Genomic DNA, 20,777 nt, shown 5'->3' with positions numbered 1-20,777 from the left:
TTTTATTTGGACAACTGTACCAAATACGAATCTTTACTTGAAAACGTATCTATGTATATGTTTTACCGCTAAACGTATCATTAATCAGCCGAGAGTCATTCTGTTTATTGTATATTTCTTGAAAATAGGCTCCATTGTTGCCTGATTTACTATTCATAGAAATAGCGATTAGTATTAATAGAAATTCAAAATACTATGGATACTAATCGGAGCTTGGATAGATACGATTTTATTGTATGTTGATTATTAGGTGTATAGGTAATGGTTTGGAAATATTAGACTTATTGTACTTTTTAAGAGATCAAATTTGGTGTGGTTGGGCTATTTTTATTTCCAAATGGTGTTATTTCATGACTATATTATAACTTGAAAAATTCATAGTTATGAAATTCACAACTCATAACTATGTTTTAAAAAAAACATAACTATGAAATTTTATAGGATTTAGCTGTTAAAATCAATATGGATTTTCCCCTTGTCTAAGAAATGACAGGACAATACTATTATATATGCCGTTTATTCTGTATTTTTGCCAGAAAAATTAGCAGACATGGCTGAAAGCAAAGTTGAACACCTATTGGATAGCATTCATTTTCCGGAAGACCTGAGACATTTGTCACAGGATAAGTTGGAGCAGGTATGTGCCGATTTGCGTCAATATATTATCGATGTTTTGTCTGAGAATCCCGGTCACCTAGGTGCAAGCCTTGGTACGGTAGAGCTGACAGTCGCCCTTCATTATGTATTCAATACCCCCTATGACCGTATTGTCTGGGATGTCGGGCATCAAGCTTACGGACATAAAATACTTACAGGAAGGAAAGATATTTTCCATACGCTCCGTAAGTTTAAAGGAATTAGCGGCTTCCCTAATCCTGCGGAAAGTGAGTATGACGCTTTTATCGCCGGACACGCCTCAAATTCAATCTCTGCGGCGATGGGTATGTCGGTAGCCTCGGCCTTGAAGAAGGAACTGGATCGCCATGTGATCGCCGTGATCGGGGATGGCGCTATGACCGGAGGACTCGCCTTCGAGGGGTTGAATAATGCGTCTGCCAACCCTAATAATTTGTTGATTATCCTGAATGATAACGATATGGCGATAGATCATAGCGTAGGTGGTCTTAGCCAGTATTTAGTGGATATAACGACGAGTCAAGCCTATAATAAAATGAGATACGATGTGTATCGAGGCTTAAAGAAGATCAAGCTCATCAATAACGATCGCCGGGAAAACATCTTACGTTTTAACAATAGCCTTAAAGCATTGCTTACCCAGCAACATAATTTATTTGAAGGCTTCAGCATCCGTTACTTTGGTCCGGTGGATGGGCATGATGTAAATTATCTGGTGAAGGTATTGAATGATATAAAAGATATGCAAGGCCCTAAGCTGTTGCATATCAAAACGAAAAAAGGAAAAGGCTTTAAACCTGCGGAAGAGTCCGCTACGGAATGGCATGCTCCCGGAAAGTTCAATAAGGAAACCGGGCAGCGTATAATCGTCCGTAAATTAGATGAACCTCAATTATATCAAGACGTGTTCGGTCATACATTGGTAGAGCTTGCGGAGAAAGATGAGCGTATTGTAGGCGTAACTCCGGCTATGCCTTCCGGTTGCTCGATGACTTATATGATGAAAGCCTTCCCGGATCGTGCGTTTGATGTGGGAATTGCGGAAGGACATTCCGTAACTTTCTCTGCCGGATTAGCTAAGGAGGGAATGATACCTTTCTGCAACGTGTATTCCTCGTTTATGCAGCGTGCGTATGATATGGTTATCCATGATGTAGCTTTGCAAAAACTACATATGGTGATCTGTCTGGATCGTGCGGGATTAGTGGGAGAGGATGGAGCTACACATCATGGCGTGTTTGATTTAGCATATCTTCGTCCGATACCGAATTTGGTAATCGCTTCCCCATTGAATGAGTTGGATTTACGGAATTTGATGTATACAGGCTATGCTGCTTTTAATGGCCCGTTCGTAATCCGTTACCCTAGAGGTAAGGGGGAGATGAAAGATTGGCGTAACGAGATGCAAGTATTGCCTATAGGAAAAGGGAAAAAGTTGCGTGACGGGGATGATATCGCCGTACTTTCTATCGGACCGATCGGAAACGAGGTGATCAAAGCCATCGAGATGGTGAAAGAAGAGGGGGTATCGATAGCCCATTACGATATGATCTACTTGAAACCGTTGGATGAGGAGCTGTTGCATGAGATCGGGCGGAAATATAACCGTATTATTACGGTAGAGAATGGAGTGATAAAAGGTGGTTTTGGTAGCGCTGTCCTTGAGTTTATGGCAGACAATGGTTATACGCCTCATGTAAAGCGTATCGGAGTGCCGGATGCGTTTATCGAGCATGGTTCTATACCGGAACTGTATCAATTATGTGGTATGGATGCCGAGAGCATTGCGAAACAGTTGAAAAAGGAGAATTGATTATTGTCAATTAATAAAATATGAAAATTGTCATAGCCGGTGCGGGAGAAGTAGGTACACATTTAGCGAAAATGTTATCTCAAGAGAATCAGGACATCATTTTGATGGATCCGAATGAGGAACGGCTGAATTTCTCAAAATCTAGCATGGAGATTCTCCCTATGGTCGGGAATCCGACCTCGCTTAGAGATTTGGAGGAAGCGGGGATCAAGAAAGCGGACTTGTTCGTAAGTGTTACTCCCGAGGAGACTACCAATGTGACGGCTTGTATGTTGGCTCATAATCTAGGAGCGCATCGTACGTTGGCCCGAATCAATAATTACGAATATTTATTACCCAAAAATAAAGAGCTGTTCGAGAAACTGGGAATCAACTCGATGATTTACCCTGAGATGTTGGCGGCTAAGGAGATCGTGACAGCTGTACGCCGTCCGTGGACACGCCAATATTGGGAGCTGTTTGGTGGAGCTTTAATTCTGATAGGTGTTAAAGTTCGGGATAATTCCCGTTTGGTGAACCGGGTATTGGCCGAATTGCTAAATGAGCAGAAGCTATATCATATTGTCGCTATTAAGCGAAAGAACGAGACGATAATCCCCCGTGGTACGGACCGGATAGAGTCTGGTGACATCGTATTCTTTACGACGACCCGATCTCATATAGAGGATGTGCGCTTACTGGCCGGAAAGAAAGATCCGGAAGTAAAGAAGGTTATTATTATGGGAGGAAGCCGTATCGCTATCCGTGCTTGCCAATATTTACCTAATAACATCCGAGTAAAAGTAATTGAGGCTAATAAAGAGAAAAGTCATCGAATCGCTGAGGTAGTGCCTAGTAATGTCTTGATTATAAACGGAGACGGCCGTGATACTGATTTGTTGATGCAAGAAGGCATCAAGGATGCGCAGACTTTTATAGCTTTGACGGAAAATTCCAGCACGAATATATTGGCATGTCTGGCCGCTAAGCGTTTAGGTGTGTTTAAGACAATCGCTAAGATTGAGAATATCGATTATATCCAATTGGCGGAAAGTATGGACATCGGTTCGGTTATCAACAAAAAGCTGATAGCGGCCAGCCATATCTATCAATTTCTTCTGGATGCGGATGTCTCTAACGTGAAATGTTTGACCTTTGCGAATGCGGATGTGGCGGAGTTGGTGGCTCGCCCGGATTCAAAGATTACCAAGAAACAAGTCAAGGATCTCCGTCTGCCGAAAGATATGACTCTCGGTGGGTTGATTCGTGACGGTGAACCTATGATGATCAAGGGTGATACTCAGATACAAGCATACGATCATGTTGTCGTATTCTGCTTGGATACGGCTATGCGTAAGCTGGAGGACTACTTTAACTAGTTGATAGTTATGTTGAACGTACGTTTTATAATGAAGATGCTAGGGGTGATGTTCATCCTTGAGACTTTTTTTATGCTGGCCGCTACCGTCGTAGCCTTCCTTTATCGGGGGAGTGATGTATATCCGCTTCTTATTTCAAGCGGAATCTTATTCGGGACCGGTTTTTTGTTCTACTCTATGGGCTTTAAGGCGAATGAACACTCGGCCGGCCGGCGGGAAGGAATGTTGATCGTGACATTGACTTGGATTTTATTCTCTTTATTTGGAATGTTACCATTCTATATTGGAGGATATATAGATAATGTGACCGATGCCTTTTTCGAGACCATGTCCGGATTTACGACTACCGGCTCTACTATTTTAACGAATATAGAGGCGTTGCCTAAAGGTATCTTATTCTGGCGGAGTCTTACACAGTGGCAGGGAGGTATCGGTATGGTCGTATTCACCGTGGCTTTGATGCCTATTTTCGGAGGTGGTGCCTCGCAGATGTTTGATGCCGAAACACCCGGTATAACCCATGAACGTTTTCGTCCTCGTATTACGCAAGTCGCTAAACGCCTGTGGGGGGTGTATGTTTTTCTGACACTTTTTTTAGTCGGCCTTTTATGGGCTGGTCCGATGAATTTGTATGATGCGGTAAATCATGCGTTCACGGCTATATCTACTGGTGGATATTCAACCAAAAACGCAAGTATCGCTTATTGGAATTCCTCTTATATAGAGTATGTAATAACTATTTTCATGTTTATCGGAGCTACCAATATGACATTGGTTTATTTCTGTTTTAATGGAAATGTGAAGAAATTGATTAAAGATGAGGAGTTCCGCTGGTTTTTCTTTTTTGTTTTAAGCGCTATTATCGTTGTCATGCTGTGGATCTTGTACCTTGGATTCGCCTCGGATGTAGAGAATGCGTTCCGTAAGGCGGCTTTCCAAGTGGTGACCTTGGTTTCTACCTGTGGATTCGCTACGGATGACTATATTCCTTGGGGACCGTTTTTCTGGTTTATCGCATTGATCTTGATGTTTATTTGTGGATGCGCCGGATCTACTTGCGGTGGCTTGAAGATGGGACGCTTCGTTATTTTAACGAAGAATCTCTCCAATGAATTTAAGAAACAGACACATCCCCATGCGGTGATTCCAGTACGAATGAACGGACATGTCGTATCTGGTGATATCGTACACCGTGTGTTAGCTTTTGTGTTCGCTTATATTACGTTAATCGTGGTGAGTTGTTTGGCTTTATCTTTGGATGGGATGGGATTTTCGGAGGCGATTGGTGCCGCTGTTTCTGCTATAAGTAACGTAGGGCCCGGCTTGGGAACGCTTGGTCCGGTAAGTAATTTTGCGGATGTCCCCACGGTGTCGAAATGGTTTCTGTCTTTTTTGATGTTAACAGGGCGTCTGGAGATATTTACGGTATTAACGATATTAGTCCCCGGTTTTTGGAAACAGTAAAATTATTGAAAATGAAAAGTATACAGGTCATTGCTAGTCTGCTGTGTGGTATTCTGTATTGTGGGATTTCTTTAAATGCCCAGAATGTATTGAAAGCAACGGGTTGGATGCCAGAGCACACATTTACTTCCGGAATAGAAGGTCCGGCTGTAGATAGCGAAGGAAATTTATATGCCGTAAATTATAAGAAAGAAGGGACGATCGGTATTGTACGCCCAGATGGTAGCCATGGCTGTTTTCTCGTTTTGCCGGAAGGATCTACCGGGAATAGTATCCGCTTCGGGAAAGACGGAAATATGTACGTGGCGGATTATACAGGGCATAATATCTTAAAAGTGGATATGAAATCTAAGAAGATCAGCGTATTCGCTCATGAGCCAAAGATGAATCAACCAAACGATATTGTATTTGCCCCCAATGGAAATATGTATGCGAGTGACCCGGATTGGCCGAATCAAAAAGGCCAACTTTGGTTGATTACCCCGGATGCGAAAGTCTCCTTATTGGAGACGAATATGGGAACGACTAATGGCATCGCTGTGAGTGAGGATGGTAAACGCTTGTACGTTAATGAATCTGCCCAATTAAAAGTCTGGGTATATGATATATGCCCGGATGGTACTTTAAGGAATAAACGTCTATTTCATACTTTTGAGGGGTACGGTATGGATGGTATGAAGTGTGACGAGAAAGGAAATCTTTATATTTGCCGTTATGATAAGGGCACTATAGCTTTGTTAAATCCGCAAGGAGATTTAGTTGAAGAGATTCAATTGACAGGAAAACAGCCGTCTAACTTAACATTTGGAGGACCTGATCATCGTCAATGTTATGTGACATTGCAGGATCGGGGTTGTTTTGAAACCTTTAAGGCTCCTTATCCGGGAAAAGAATGGTAACCCGATATACGTTTTTGATTAATTTTGCGTTATAATAGGTACGGAATATTAAAAAGATATATAGATGATAGAATATATAAAGGGTGAAATCGTGGAACTTACACCTACACGTATGATTTTGGAGTGTGGTGGTATAGGCTACGAGCTGAATATATCCTTGAATACATATAGTGCGTTTGGGAACAAGACTACCGGAAAAATATATATATATGAGGTAATCCGGGAAGATGCTCATTTACTATTTGGCTTTGCCGAGAAAATCGAAAGGGAGTTGTTCCTTTTGCTTACTTCCGTTTCTGGAGTGGGACCGAATACCGCACGCATGATCCTTTCTTCTCTACCGCCATCCGAATTGGTTCAAGTGATCGGTTCGAAGAATGAGGCCGCATTGACTGCCGTGAAAGGGATTGGTTTGAAGACGGCCCAGCGTATCTTGGTAGATTTGAAAAATAAGGTGAAACCTATGGAGAGTATGGCCGGAAACTTGCCGGAGGCATCAGTCTCTAATGGAGCGGTAACCGAGGAGGCCGTAGCCGCATTGGTTATGTTGGGTTTCCAGAAAGCGGCTTCGCAAAAAGCGGTATCCGCTATTTTGAAAGGTTCGCCCACTTTAGCTGTGGAACAAGTAATTAAAACTGCGCTTAGAATGCTTTGATAATTGACAATTGAGGATTAACGATTAACAATTGACAATTAAATGAGAAAATGAGAAAACGAATACTGAAATATTCCATATGGATCGTTGTATTATTGTTTGGTGTCGGCTTGTATTCGCTGAATGCTGATTACCTTGCGTATACATCATCTTTGCCGGAATTGGAGTTGCTGGAAGCTCCGGAGGATACGATTCCTCCCCGTTATCCGGTAGCTAAAACTACACCGGAGGAATATCAAGATATCGTGAAACAATCACCTGCCGATTTGCGTGATCCGGAGAATGTCAAGACTACGATTGAGTATGATTTAAAGACGAATACGTATATTGTCCGTACGAAATTAGGCGATATGGAGATTGGTACGCCGATGAGTTTAACCCCAGCGGAATACCAAGATTATTCTATGCAACAATCACTTCGTTCCTATTTCCGCCAAAAGAACGAGGAAGAATTCCAAAAAGCTACGAATAAACAGTTCAACTTAACCGATATGCAGTTTAATATCGGTGCGGCGGAACGTATTTTCGGCCCCGGTGGAGTACGTGTAAGAACACAAGGTTCGGCCGAGATCACGATGGGATTGAAGACGAATAAGAATAATGATCCTTCTCTTCCGGAGCGTTCCCGTAAACGTACTTTCTTCAATTTTGACGAGAGTGTGCAGTTGAATGTACAAGCCTCGGTGGGTAGCAAGGTGAATTTCGGAATGAATTACAATACCGAGACCTCTTTTGATTTCGATTCCAAAAAATTGAAGTTGGCGTATACAGGCGAGGAGGATGAGATTATCAAGTCGTTAGAAGCCGGTAACGTGAGCATGAATACCAGCAATTCCTTGATTAATGGAGGTGCGGCTTTATTTGGTATGAAAGCGGATTTACAATTTGGTAAGTTGCGAGTGAACGCCTTGTTTGCCCAGCAGGAATCTGAATCCAAGACGGTTAGCTCAAAAGGGGGCGTGCAGACGAAGCCCTTCGAGATCAAGGTGGATGAATACGACGAGAACCGTCACTTCTTCTTGGGCCATTATTTCTATGATAACTACGATAAGTTTATGGAGTCTTTGCCTACCGTCACCTCCGGTATCGAGATCTCCAAGATAGAAGTATGGGTAACCAATAAACGCGGTAATTATGACCAGTCCCGCAATATCGTAGCTTTCACCGATTTGGGAGAAAATGAATCTCGTAATATCGGTAATACTGCGTTGGTGATGCCTTCCGGAACGGACAGACGTCCGAATAATTCCGCAAACAATTTATATACGACTTTAACCACTCAATTTACGGATGCCCGTAAGATAAGTATGGTTAATGATGCGTTGAAAGGCTCCATGGAGGGAGGACGGGATTTTGAAAAAATCGAGAGTGCCCGTTTGCTAGAGTCATCTGAGTATACATTAAACAAGAAATTGGGTTATATTTCTTTGAGGACTCAGTTACAGGCTGATGAGGTATTGGGTGTCGCTTTTAGTTTTATCTATAATGGCAAGACCTATCAAGTCGGTGAGTTCTCTACGGATAATAAAGAGAATACGAGCGACTGTATTTATGTGAAGTTGCTAAAGGGCATCACGATGTCGCCGGATATGATGTTCTGGGACTTGATGATGAAGAACGTATACTCATTGGGTGCTTATTCGGTGCAGAAAGAGAAGTTTAAGTTAAACGTTACCTACCAGAGCGATTCTACCGGTACGTATGTAAACTATCTTCCGGAAGGTAATTGTGCGAATCAAATCTTGATTCGGGTATTAGGGCTGGATCGCTTGGATACCTATGACAATCCGAATCCGGATGGTTTCTTTGATTTTATTGACGGTTATACGATACAGGCGGAGACCGGTAAGATTATATTCCCTTGTGTACAACCTTTCGGCTCGAAATTACGGGAAAAGGTAGGTAATGCCTATGCCAGTAAATATGTATTCCAAGAGTTGTATGACTCGACATTAACCGTTGCCCGCCAGATCGCCGAGAAAAATAAATTTCTTTTAAGTGGTGAGTATAAAGCCTCGTCGGGTTCGGAGATCGACTTGGGAGCTACTAACGTGGCCCGTGGATCCGTACGTGTCACGGCAGGAGGAGCTACACTGACCGAGAATGTGGATTATACGGTAGATTACAGTTTAGGACGTGTGACGATCTTGAATGAGAGCATCATATCGAGTGGGACACCCGTTAGCGTATCTCTGGAGAACCAGTCTACTTTTAATATGCAGCGAAAGACGATGATCGGGTTAGACTTGAATTACCAGTTCAATAAGGACTTCATGGTCGGTGCCACGGTTATGCATATGTCGGAAATGCCTCTTACGGTAAAAACCACTTTGGGAGATGAGTCTATAAAGAATACTTTATGGGGCTTGAATACCTCTTATAAAGCCGAGAGCCAGTGGTTGACAAATGTATTTGATAAGTTACCCTTGTTGACATTGACCAAACCTAGCCAAATCTCATTCAATGCGGAATTCGCTCATTTAATAGCGGGACATTATGAGAATCAATATACGGGTGGTTACTCTTATTTGGATGACTTCGAGTCTACACAAAGTGGTATGGATCTTTTGAACCCGTATGCTTGGAACTTGGCGAGTACCCCCTATGAAGATTCGAATCCTAAATTTCCGGAAGCGGAGAAGGTGAACGATATCGCTTATGGTAAAAACAGAGCTTTGTTGGCTTGGTATACGGTAGACGGAATCTTCACACGGAAGAGTTCCTCTTCCCGCCCTCGACATCTTACGAATGATGATTTATCGAATCATTACACCCGTGGAGTCAGTTATAAAGAGATCTTCCCGAATAAAGAGTTGGGAACCAATGATAATACAACTTTGCCTGTATTAAACCTCGCTTTTTACCCGAATGAGCGTGGTCCGTATAACCTGGATGCGGAAAATGTAAACTCGGACGGTACGTTGGGTAATCCGGAAAAACGTTGGGGTGGTGTAATGCGCAAGATCGAGCCTAGCGATTTGGAATCTGCCAATTATGAATATATCGAATTCTGGCTTTTAGACCCGTATCTTGAGGACGAGACAGCCGAGGGTGGTGACCTATACTTTAACTTGGGTGAGATTTCCGAGGATATCTTGAAAGATGAGCGGAAATTCTTTGAGAATGGTATGCCCGTGGACGGTGATATGTCGAAAGTTGATACGACTGTTTGGGGTAAGGTGCCTCGCACGCAAAGTACGGGATATGCGTTTGATGCCCAAAATCGTGAGCTGCAAGATGTCGGTTTGAACGGTCTTTCTACGGAGGAAGAGCAAATTTTCCCTACGTATGCGGATTATTTGAATAAATTGAGGGCGAAACTATCCGGCGAGACAATCTCTAAGATGATGGATGATCCGTTTTCTCCTTTTAACGATCCTGCCGGGGATAATTATCACTATTTCCGTGGGGATGATTACGATGCTAAGGAGTTGGATATCTTATCTCGCTATAAACGATATAACGGTACAGAGGGAAACTCACAAGAATCCGATCAAAGATATGCTACAGCCGGAAAGAGTACACCAGATGTGGAAGATATCAATGGCGATAATACGTTGAATGAGACAGAGAAATATTTTGAGTACAAGATCTCTCTCCGTCCAAAAGATTTGCAGGTCGGTGTAAACAACATCGTCGATGAGCGTACTCCGGAAGTAACCTTAATGAATGGTGATAAGGAGAAAGTAAAATGGTATCTATTTAAGATTCCTATTAAAGATTATGAGAAGAGGGTTGGAGCGATCCGGGATTTCAAGACAGTCCGTTTCATGCGTATGTATATGACAGGATTCCGTAAGTCTACGGTTCTGCGTTTCGGTACCTTGGAATTGGTTCGTGGTGATTGGCGTACTTATACGCAGGATTTGTCAAATCCTCTTATTCCGCCAAAGTCTGATGGACAGATCGTCGTATCTTCTGTAAATATAGAGGAGAACGGGCAGCGTCAGCCGGTCAACTATGTGTTGCCTCCGGGTATCAGCCGTATGTTCGATTCCAGCCAGCCTCAGTTGCTTCAACAGAACGAGCAGGCATTGTCTATGAAAATAACGGATTTATCTCCTGCGGATGCACGTGCGGTTTATAAATCTACCGCTTATGACCTTCGCCGGTATAAACGATTACAAATGTTCGCTCATGCGGAAGCGCCGATTGATGAGAGCAAGACTTTGTCGAATGGTGATTTCTCTGTATTTATTCGTTTAGGTTCTGACTATAAGAATAATTATTATGAGTATGAGGTGCCTTTGGATCTGACTCCCCATAGTACTATTCTTTATAATACGAACAATAGTGCGGATCAAGAAAAAGTATGGCCTTTAAATAATACCTTGAATTTTAAACTGGAGACTCTAACCGACTTGAAGTTGGAGCGAAATAAATTGAAACGTCAAGGACAGGGAAATATAAGCTACCAAAAGGTTTATTCGAAAAATGATCCGGATAATACGCGTAATAAAATCAGTATCATCGGTAACCCTAGCTTAGCGGAGGTGAAAGTGATCATGATCGGCGTACGTAATAATACGGGTGATATCAAGAGCGGTGAGGTCTGGGTAAACGAACTTCGTATGACCGATTTCGACGAGAAAGGAGGTTGGGCCGCTAATGCGAATCTGAACGTCGCTTTATCCGATTTGGGTACGGTCAATGTAAGTGGACGAATGGAAACCGCTGGTTTCGGTGCGTTGGATCAGTCGCTGGCCGAACGTCGGATGGATGATTATTCGCAATATAGTGTGGCGACCTCGATTGAGTTGGGTAAGTTGTTCCCTGAGAAAGCAAAGGTTAGCATACCTTTTTACTATGCTTATTCGAAAGAGACTACAACTCCTGAGTATGATCCGTTGAATGAGGATATTAAGCTTTCGGACGCTTTGGATGCGGTAGAGACCCAAGCCGAGAAAGACTCCATCAAGAGTTATTCTTTGGATCAGACCACTATTAAGAGTGTCTCTTTCAATAACGTAAAGGTAGATATCCGTAGCAAGAACCCGATGCCGTATGATCCGGCCAACTTCTCGTTAGGTTACTCTTATAGCCAGAACAGTAAGAAGAATCCGGAGACCGAATATGAGACAACCAAGGATTACCGGGGTAATTTCGCTTATAATTATACGCCTTACGTGAAACCGTTCCGACCCTTCGAGAAGTTGAAGAAGAATAATGGGTATACGAAATATATCAAGCAATTCGGACTGAATTACGTTCCGTCGAATATTAGTTTCCAGACGGCGATGATGCGGAATTACTATGAGATTAAGCTAAGGGATTTGACAAGTTCTACGGATGGAGGTAACCAGTTGCTCTCATTCAGTCACAATTTCTTGTGGGACCGTGCCTTCAGTTTGCGTTGGGACTTTACGAATAATCTGAGCATGACGTTTACTTCCGGTACGAATGCCCGCATCGAGGAACCGAATGTTCAAGTGAATAAGAAATTGAATCCGGATGATTATCAGGTATGGAAGGATTCCGTGAAGCAAAGTATCCGTGATTTGGGTACTCCTTTGAAATATGACCAAACGTTTAATGTCACTTGGAATATGCCATTGCAATTCATACCGGCATTAGACTGGGTAAATAGCTCATTGACTTATAATGCCACGTACAACTGGGATCGTGGAGCCAATGTCGCTAGTATTGAGTTGGAACAGGGTAATATAATAAAGAACCAACGTCAATTTGACTGGCAGGGTAGTTTCAATTTGCAGTCATTGTACAATAAGAATAAATATCTGAAGAAGATCAACCAGAAATTTATGGCCTCTTCCCGGGTAAGCGCTCGTCAACCGGAGAAAAAGAAGAAAGAGGTGAAACTAGAGAAAGAGATCCAATTGAGCCCGGATAGTGGAACGATCGTGCAGCATGGAATGTTTACGAAGAAGGTTCGTATCACGGCACGTGGAGCGGATGGGAAGGTCTATTCAATTAAATATAAGCCGATCAATTACGCTCAAGTCATGATCTTGAATAAAGATACGGCTCATTTGAAGTTGACGATCGTGCCCGGCCCGCAACCTTTGGAAGGAACCTTGACGAAAGTAGCGGAATATGGCAGTCGTTTCTTGATGATGCTGCGCCGGGTAAACGTGCAGTACTCGTTGATAGACGGTATGATGTTGAGCGGTTACGCCCCGGAGGTGGGCGATATGTTCGGGCAACGGCGTACAGGAACTTTGGCTCCGGGACTCGGTTTTGCCTTTGGAGCGGTAAGAAGGAGCTTTATCGACGAGGCGGACGAGCGGGGCTGGTTGGTAAAGAATGAGAATATGACGACGCCCGCCATGATCAATAGTGCGAAGAATCTTACGATCCGTGCGAATCTAGAACCTATAGCCGGCTTGAAGATTGATTTGAACGCAAACCGGGTAGATACCCGTAGTACCGATATCTATTATATGCAAGACGGTATGCCCGAGCAGATGGGAGGTAGCTTCACGATGACGACGATTGCCTTGGGTAGCGCTTTCGGCGGTAGCGGAAACGCTAATAACGGTTATTCCTCGAAAGCGTTCGATAAATTTATCGCTCACCGTAGCGTGATCGCCCAGCGCTTGGCGGATACATATTCCGGTACGGTTTATCCGAGTTCCGGTTTTATGGCGGGGCATGCTTTAGCGGGAAAACCTTATGATCCAGCCGTAGGGGGAGGCGTAAGCCTGAATTCCATGGAGGTATTGGTACCTGCTTTCTTGGCGGCTTATACGGGTAAGGACCCGAATAAGGTAGGCTTGTCAGCCTTCCCGTCTGTTAAGAGCCTGCTACCGAACTGGCGTGTTACGTATGATGGCTTGATCCGTATACCGGTTATCCGCAAATACTTTAAGAGTATGATGTTAAGTCATCAATATCGTTGTTCCTATAGCGTAGGTGCGTTTTCCTCCTTCTTGGATTGGGTAGATGCCGGGCAGGATGGTTTGGGATATATCCGTGATATCCAAACCGGTAATCCTACGCCATCGTCTCCTTATGATATAGCGGCCGTGAGTATCACGGAAGGATTCAGCCCGTTGTTTGGTGTAGACGCTACTTTATTGAATAATATAACCGGTAAGTTTGAGTTGCGCAAGACTCGTAACTTAAGCCTGAATATTTCCTCTTACCAATTGGTGGAAGCGCTTTCCAACGAATTCGTGATAGGAGTAGGATATAAGTTGACTGAGTTTAACAAGGTGTTGAAAATGAAAAAGACACGGGACTTCAGTAATGATCTTACGATCCGCTTAGATTTCTCTTACCGTAAAATGCAATCGTTGATCCGTAAGATAGAGGATCAGTTTACGCAGGCTACCAGCGGGAATATCGCCAAGACCATCCAGTTCTCTGCGGATTACGGATTAAGTCGTGCCTTGACATTGAGAGCTTTCTATGATTTACAGATCAATGAGCCGATCGTGTCCACCTCATCTTACCCGACTTCGAACTCAAACTATGGTATTAGTTTACGGTTCTCCTTAGCGCAATAAAAAGAGTATAGTCTATTTACAGGACTTCTTGGTCTGTTTTTAAATACCTGTCTAGCGGTATGGAATAAACCTTTATATTTGTGCGAAATATAATTTGGATATGAAGAATACTTACAAATTGATATTATTTCTTCTCTTGATAACTCAAGCCTCTTTCGGCCAAGACGTGAAAGGGTATATTAAGGATGCGGAGAGCAAGGAAGCTTTAGCCGGGGTAAACGTTTTTTATAAGGACAAAGGGGGTACGAGAGGAACTGTGTCTGATATAAACGGTTATTATGAGCTGAAAGTGACGGATGGGGACGCTGTATTGACTTTTAGCTATCTGGGATATGAAACGTTGAGCGTTCCCGTGAAAGTAGATCCGGGAGAGTTCTTGACACGTGACGTATCCTTACGAACAAACTCAAACATGATGGACGAGGTCGTCGTGAGCGTCGGGCGTTATGAGCAAAAGCTAAGCGATATCACCGTCTCTATGGAATTATTGAAAGCGAAAGATATCACTCGTCAGTCTCCGAAAGATTTAACGGATGTACTGAAGAATATCTCCGGTGTGGACGTAACGGACCGGCAACCTTCCGTACGCGGTGGTACGGGATGGACCTATGGCGTGGGTAGCCGTTGCTTGATTCTGGTGGACGGAATGTCGGTGCTAACTCCGGGTTCCGGCGAAATAAACTGGAATATGATCCCGATGGAGAACGTCGATCAAGTAGAGGTACTGAAAGGGGCCTCTTCCGTATTATATGGCTCTTCTGCGTTGAATGGTCTGATCCATGTGAAAACGAAACGCCCCGGATTAGATCCGGTAACACAGGTGAACGTACAAGGAGGATTGTATGGGAAGCCACGCCAAGACGGGACGCCTTTATATGGAGGCTTGGATCTCTCTCATTCCCGTAGGATCAAGAATTTTGATTTGACAGTGGGGGCTAATACATTCTTGGACGACGGGTATCGGCAGGATAATTACAACCGCCGTGTCCGGGTCGGTGGGAATCTTACGTATCACGATCCCCGGGTACAAGGGTTGAACTATGGTGTGAACGTGAATTACTTGTATAACGATTATACAGGTTTCTTTATCTGGCGTTCTCCGGAGGAACCCTATATTCAATCTCCGCTGGCGAATATGGGACGCCGTGAGAATACATTTTATATAGATCCCTTCTTGAATTATACGAATTCGGAAAAAGGGACGACTCATCGTTTCAAGGGGCGTTTCTTCCATCGGGGAAGCCGTATCATCACGCATACCACGGATAAGTCTCTTTTTGACATAACGAATAATATGGGTTTTGATATCTCATCTGTTCCGGAGATTATCAATATGGCGCAAAACTGGCAAACCGAGTTATTGCCGACCTTCTTACCGTATTTGCCGGAGGTGATGAACGGGAAGGTGAGCGGATTGATGGGTGAATTGGGCAAGCTAGGAAATCATTTTTTCCCGACAGCTACCTCGGCGGATTATATGGACTTGATTTCTTGGGTGATGGGACGTACTCCGCTACCCGATAAGAATAACGTAGGGGCTTGGTTGGTAGATGCCATGAAGCCGGTGGAGAAAAAGGCGCCGGAGGCTACGGATCATACTTATTCCTATAATCTGGATTACCAATTCAGCAAGAAGTTCGATCATTCACAACTCACGGTTGGAGGTACTTATGAGCGTATTCATGCGGATTCGAAAGTGACCGGGCAACATAGTAGCGATAATGTGGCTACCTTCCTGCAATATGATCATAAATTTATCGATCGTTTGAACGTCTCGGTCGGTGTTCGTCTGGAGTATTACCGGGTCGATGATTTCTACAGGGAAGCGGAGACGAAGATTTTCGGGGCGAAGGTTCCGGTAAAACCTGTTTTCCGTGGAGGCTTGAATTATGAGTTGGGTGAGTATAGTTTTATCCGGGCATCTTTCGGACAGGGATACCGTTATCCATCCGTTACGGAGAAGTTTATCCTGAAGGATATCGGAGGTGTGGGAGCTTTCCCGAACGCTGAATTGAAAGCGGAGCAAGGTTATAATGCCGAACTTGGTTTCAAGCAAGGTTATAAGTTCGGCAATTTGAAGGGCTTTGTCGATGTGGCCGGCTTTTATACCCGTTACAAGGATATGATCGAGTTCCGTTTCGGCCTGTTTAATAATAAGACCTTCGATTATATCGATGGGCTTTCCAAGTTGTTTAATGCGTTCTCTAGCGGCGACGGCTTAGGAATCGGCGCTCAGTTCACGAACGTAGGCCGGGCGGAGATTTATGGGGTAGATTTGTCTACCTCGGGTGTGTATGAGTTTAACCGTGATACTCGTCTGGCATATACTTTGGGGTATGTTTATACGAATCCGATCGATATGGACGTGGATTCACGGAACGCGGAGGAGGAAGCGAATGATGACTTAATGGCGATGCGTTCGAAATCCAATGACAGCAAGTATTTAAAATATCGCCAGAAACATTCCGTAAAGGGGGTATTCGATCTGGAATGGAAACGGTTTAATATCGGAACGAATATGTCATGGAAAAGCAAGACATTGGCGGTCGATTATTTTATGGTCGATGAGCGTACGAAAGCGGAGCCTAACCTGATGGATTATATGCGTTCGATGCTATTCGGAAACTTACATGATTATTGGGCAGAGAACAATAAAGGATATTTCGTCATGGATATGCGTGTCGGGATGAAAGTGACGAAGAATATCCATGTACAAGGACTGGTGAACAACCTCTTAAACAAGCGCTATAGCGCCCGTCCGATGGATGTCGGCGCACCTCGGACTTTCATTCTGCAAGTAGGAGCCAATTTCTGACAATTCACCCGGTTGTAGAGACGGAGCGTGCTCCGTCTCTACAACATATGATAACTTTTCAACTCATTTCGTAAACGAATCGCTTGATTGTCCGTCACCTTATCCATCAGTTTCCAGAACCTTTCGCTATGGTTCATCTCTATCGTATGGCAAAGCTCATGCAATAATACATAATCCACCAAATGCCAAGGAAGAAGCATTAATGATTGCGAGAGGTTAATGCTCTTCTTTACTGTACAACTTCCCCAATGCGTTTTGCTATTATTGATTTTCACCCCGGTCAACATAAATCCATGTTGCCTTGCCAATAGCGTGATACGTTCCGGCAACAACCGTTTCGCCTCGTGGCGGAGCGCCTTCTCCAGCATGGATTTCAGTAAGGATTGCACCTCTTCCTCCTCGAAACGAGTCTCATTCGGACAAGCGATATACAGTACCCCATCCTCCAATCTCATGTAGAAATTACTTCGCTCGGTGCGGAAGATATGCAAGCGGAATGTCGTAGCCTGTAACTCCGATCTTTCGTCGAGCAGGGGCCGGGCCGGATGCTTCTGGAGCGCTTTTACCAGCCGGGCCTTGTTCTCCATGATAAAAGCGATCATACGTTTCTCGTCTCCCCCGGGTGGCATCGTGGCGGTTATCTTTCCTTTTGATATCTTGAGCGTGTATCGAGTGGCCCGGGGAGTGGTACGGAGCGTTATGACTCCCAAATCCTTGTCTTGTATATTCTTTTCCATTCCTGCCACAAAAGTAATACATTGAGAGAAACAATAATACGATGGAATTGATTATCTTCGCGATCGTAAAGGTTAAAAACATAATCAATATAATAAATTAGCAATCATGAGCAAAAAAGCACTTTTAATTATCTGTGATGGTTGGGGAATTGGTGACAAAGGTAAAGACGACGTGATCTTTAACACGCCGACTCCATATTGGGACGAGTTATTGAAAACTTATCCAGCCTCACAGTTACAGGCTTCTGGCGAGAACGTTGGTTTGCCTGACGGACAAATGGGTAACTCTGAGGTGGGCCACTTGAACATCGGTGCTGGCCGTATCGTTTACCAAGATTTGGTGAAGATCAACATCGCTTGCCGCGAGAATACGATCATGGAGAACCCGGAGATCAAACGTGCTTATGGCTATGCGAAAGAGAATAATAAGCAGATCCACTTCATGGGCTTGGTTTCCGATGGTGGTGTACATAGCTCTTTGGAGCATTTAATGAAACTGACGGATATCGCCAAGGAATACGGAATCAGCAAGGCTTATGTACATTGCTTCATGGATGGCCGTGATACGGACCCGAAGAGTGGTAAAGGTTTTATCGAGACGTTGGAGAATCATCTGAAGACTACCGGCGGTAAGATCGCTTCTATCATCGGACGTTATTACGCTATGGACCGCGACAAACGTTGGGAACGTGTGAAAGAGGCTTACGATTTATTGGTCGAAGGTAAGGGTAAGCAAGCCGAGTGCATGGTAAAAGCGATGGAAGAGTCGTACGCCGAGGGTGTAACGGACGAGTTCATCAAGCCGATCGTTCACGTTGAGAACGGAAAGCCGATTGCTGTTATCGAGGAAGGCGATGTCGTGATCTTCTTCAACTATCGTAACGACCGTGCGAAAGAGCTTACGGTTGTATTGACTCAGCAAGATATGCCGGAGGCCGGTATGCATACGATCCCGGGCTTGCAATATTTCTGTATGACTCCGTATGACGCTAGCTTCAAGGGTGTTCATATCTTGTTCGACAAAGAGAACGTAAATAATACGCTGGGTGAATTCTTGGCAAACGTAGGTAAGACTCAGTTGCATATCGCCGAGACAGAGAAATACGCTCACGTGACTTTCTTCTTCAACGGTGGCCGCGAGACTCCGTTCGATAGCGAGGAGCGTATCTTGGTCCCTTCTCCTAAAGTGGCTACTTACGACTTAAAACCGGAAATGAGCGCTTTCGAGGTGAAAGATAAATTGGTGGACGCTATCAATACGAAGAAATTCGATTTCATCGTAGTGAACTACGCCAACGGTGATATGGTAGGCCATACGGGTGTCTACAAAGCGATCGAGAAAGCGGTCGTAACGATCGACGCTTGCTTGCACGATACGGTTGAGGCCGCTAAAGCCAACGACTATGAGGTAATCATCATCGCTGACCATGGTAACGCAGATCACGCCTTGAACGAGGATGGCACTCCGAATACGGCTCACTCCTTGAACCCTGTTCCATTCGTTTATGTGACAGCCAACAAGGACGCTAAAGTAGAGGATGGTATCTTGGCTGATGTGGCTCCTTCAATCCTTCACATCTTGGGCTTGAAACAGCCGAAGGAGATGACTGGCAAGTCATTGATTAAATAAGAGCTAGGCGCATCTTATGATCCAGATAGATGACACTTTAGTAAGTCTTGACGTTATCGAGCGTTATTTTTTATGTGATCTTTCCAAATGTAAGGGGGAGTGCTGCGTGGAAGGAGATTCCGGCGCTCCATTAGAGGATTCGGAGTTGGCGAAGCTCCAGAAAGTATTGCCCATTATCTGGGATGATTTATCCCCGAAAGCTCAAGAGGTCATTAATAAGCAAGGCGTAGCTTATATCGATGAGGAAGGCGATACGGTTACCTCTATCGTGAACGGCAAAGATTGTGTCTTTACCTGTTACGACGCCGATGGTACTTGTAAATGCGCTATTGAGAAAGCATACCGGGAAGGTAAGACGGATTTCTATAAGCCTGTTTCTTGCCATCTTTACCCGATACGTGTCACTCAGTATCGGGATTTCAAGGCCGTGAACTATCATCGCTGGAGCGTTTGTAAGGCAGCGGAGATCTTAGGAAAGAAAGAGCGATTGCCGGTTTATAAGTTCCTCAAGGAACCCTTGATCCGTAAGTTCGGCCAGGCTTGGTATAAGGCCTTGGAAGAGTGTGCGGAGGAATGGAAGAAGCAGCGTGAGGAGTAGCTTTTAGATCGTTTATAAATATAAAAAATCCCTTCAGTCTCTCCCATTGATAACTATACGTTAAAAACGGATGGAGGCTGAAGGAATTTTGTTTTATAGTCGCTCTATTTCCTCAAGGGAAAGGCCGGTGCATTTTTGGATGATAAGAGGGGTTATTCCCTCGGCTTTCATATTACGTGCCGTAGATTCTTTTCCTTTTTGCAGTCCTTTTTCCATGCCTTCTTCCATCCCTTTTTTCATGCCTTTCTCGACGGCGAAGTCCAAGGTGTTATAATAATCATTATACATCTTCCACTCCGCCTCGTACTGCGCTCGTTGTTTGGGGGTGAGGTTCGCCATGGATCCGATGCGTTCCAACCGCTCGAATATGGCCTTGCGTGCCTTGAATGGCATTCTGTCTAATGTGTCCATATGCTTTAGTACATAAATCCAACGTTCAAAATCTGTCTCGCATTCTTCCTCCTCTTTATTGAATCGAGGAAGCTCAATATAGATTTGGCGGAACTTGGGGTTGAATACCTGTCCGTTCTCCCGGTCCGCCAATATGATGTCCCTTCGGAATTTTCCCTCCTTCCCGTTTTGGTCTGACCCGTTCTCTTCGTCGAGCGTGAAGTTCAAGAAGAATACTCCGTAAACGGCCGCCAGCTCATAGTCCCATGTTCCCTTTATACCCTGTTCCACCACCGAGTGCGAGAGGTAGTAT

11 protein-coding genes are annotated in these 20,777 nt (G+C 44.1%); 9 read left to right on the top strand and 2 right to left on the bottom strand.

Annotation, left to right across the window (positions count from 1 at the left end):
- Positions 1-550 precede the first annotated feature (550 nt).
- From dxs to DWX33_RS02970, 7 genes are all read left to right on the top strand, one after another.
- The gene (gene dxs, locus DWX33_RS03000) at positions 551-2,449 is read left to right on the top strand and encodes a 1-deoxy-D-xylulose-5-phosphate synthase (RefSeq protein WP_008773943.1); all 1,899 of its coding nucleotides are present in this window, start codon (positions 551-553) and stop codon (positions 2,447-2,449) included.
- A 20-nt stretch (positions 2,450-2,469) separates the two neighbouring features.
- The gene (trkA, locus tag DWX33_RS02995; protein WP_005861043.1) at positions 2,470-3,807 is read left to right on the top strand and encodes a Trk system potassium transporter TrkA; all 1,338 of its coding nucleotides are present in this window, start codon (positions 2,470-2,472) and stop codon (positions 3,805-3,807) included.
- A gap of 9 nt (positions 3,808-3,816) precedes the next feature.
- On the top strand, positions 3,817-5,271 hold the full coding sequence (locus DWX33_RS02990) for a TrkH family potassium uptake protein (RefSeq protein ID WP_122379815.1): 1,455 nt from the start codon (positions 3,817-3,819) through the stop codon (positions 5,269-5,271).
- 11 nt (positions 5,272-5,282) lie between these two features.
- On the top strand, positions 5,283-6,170 hold the full coding sequence (locus DWX33_RS02985; protein ID WP_122379814.1) for an SMP-30/gluconolactonase/LRE family protein: 888 nt from the start codon (positions 5,283-5,285) through the stop codon (positions 6,168-6,170).
- 64 nt (positions 6,171-6,234) lie between these two features.
- On the top strand, positions 6,235-6,825 hold the full coding sequence (gene ruvA / locus DWX33_RS02980; protein WP_005866654.1) for a Holliday junction branch migration protein RuvA: 591 nt from the start codon (positions 6,235-6,237) through the stop codon (positions 6,823-6,825).
- 50 nt (positions 6,826-6,875) lie between these two features.
- On the top strand, positions 6,876-14,294 hold the full coding sequence (gene sprA / locus DWX33_RS02975; RefSeq protein ID WP_122379813.1) for a cell surface protein SprA: 7,419 nt from the start codon (positions 6,876-6,878) through the stop codon (positions 14,292-14,294).
- A 100-nt stretch (positions 14,295-14,394) separates the two neighbouring features.
- Complete coding sequence (locus tag DWX33_RS02970; protein WP_122379812.1) at positions 14,395-17,109, top strand: TonB-dependent receptor; 2,715 nt, start codon at positions 14,395-14,397, stop codon at positions 17,107-17,109.
- Between the two features lie 38 nt (positions 17,110-17,147).
- Here the strand turns inward: DWX33_RS02970 and DWX33_RS02965 are convergent, their stop codons facing one another.
- Complete coding sequence (locus DWX33_RS02965) at positions 17,148-17,846, bottom strand: M48 family metallopeptidase (protein WP_122379811.1); 699 nt, start codon at positions 17,844-17,846, stop codon at positions 17,148-17,150.
- A 106-nt stretch (positions 17,847-17,952) separates the two neighbouring features.
- Between DWX33_RS02965 and gpmI the strand changes: the two genes are divergently transcribed.
- Together gpmI and DWX33_RS02955 are read left to right on the top strand one after the other, a co-directional pair.
- The gene (gpmI, locus tag DWX33_RS02960) at positions 17,953-19,476 is read left to right on the top strand and encodes a 2,3-bisphosphoglycerate-independent phosphoglycerate mutase (RefSeq protein WP_122379810.1); all 1,524 of its coding nucleotides are present in this window, start codon (positions 17,953-17,955) and stop codon (positions 19,474-19,476) included.
- 16 nt (positions 19,477-19,492) lie between these two features.
- Positions 19,493-20,074 carry a DUF3109 family protein gene (locus tag DWX33_RS02955; RefSeq protein ID WP_122379809.1) on the top strand — a complete coding sequence of 194 codons (582 nt, stop codon included), beginning with the start codon at positions 19,493-19,495 and terminating at the stop codon, positions 20,072-20,074.
- Between the two features lie 93 nt (positions 20,075-20,167).
- On the opposite strand, the gene DWX33_RS02950 is transcribed toward DWX33_RS02955, so the two are convergent.
- Positions 20,168-20,777, bottom strand: a 610-nt coding sequence (locus DWX33_RS02950; protein ID WP_233570108.1) for an Rpn family recombination-promoting nuclease/putative transposase, incomplete at its 5' end; no start/stop codon positions are given.

This window comes from Parabacteroides sp. AF19-14 (assembly GCF_003635485.1).
GTDB lineage: Bacteria > Bacteroidota > Bacteroidia > Bacteroidales > Tannerellaceae > Parabacteroides > Parabacteroides distasonis.
The sequence above is the reverse complement of the archived record's forward strand: the minus strand, read 5'-3'. Positions and strand labels throughout refer to the sequence as shown.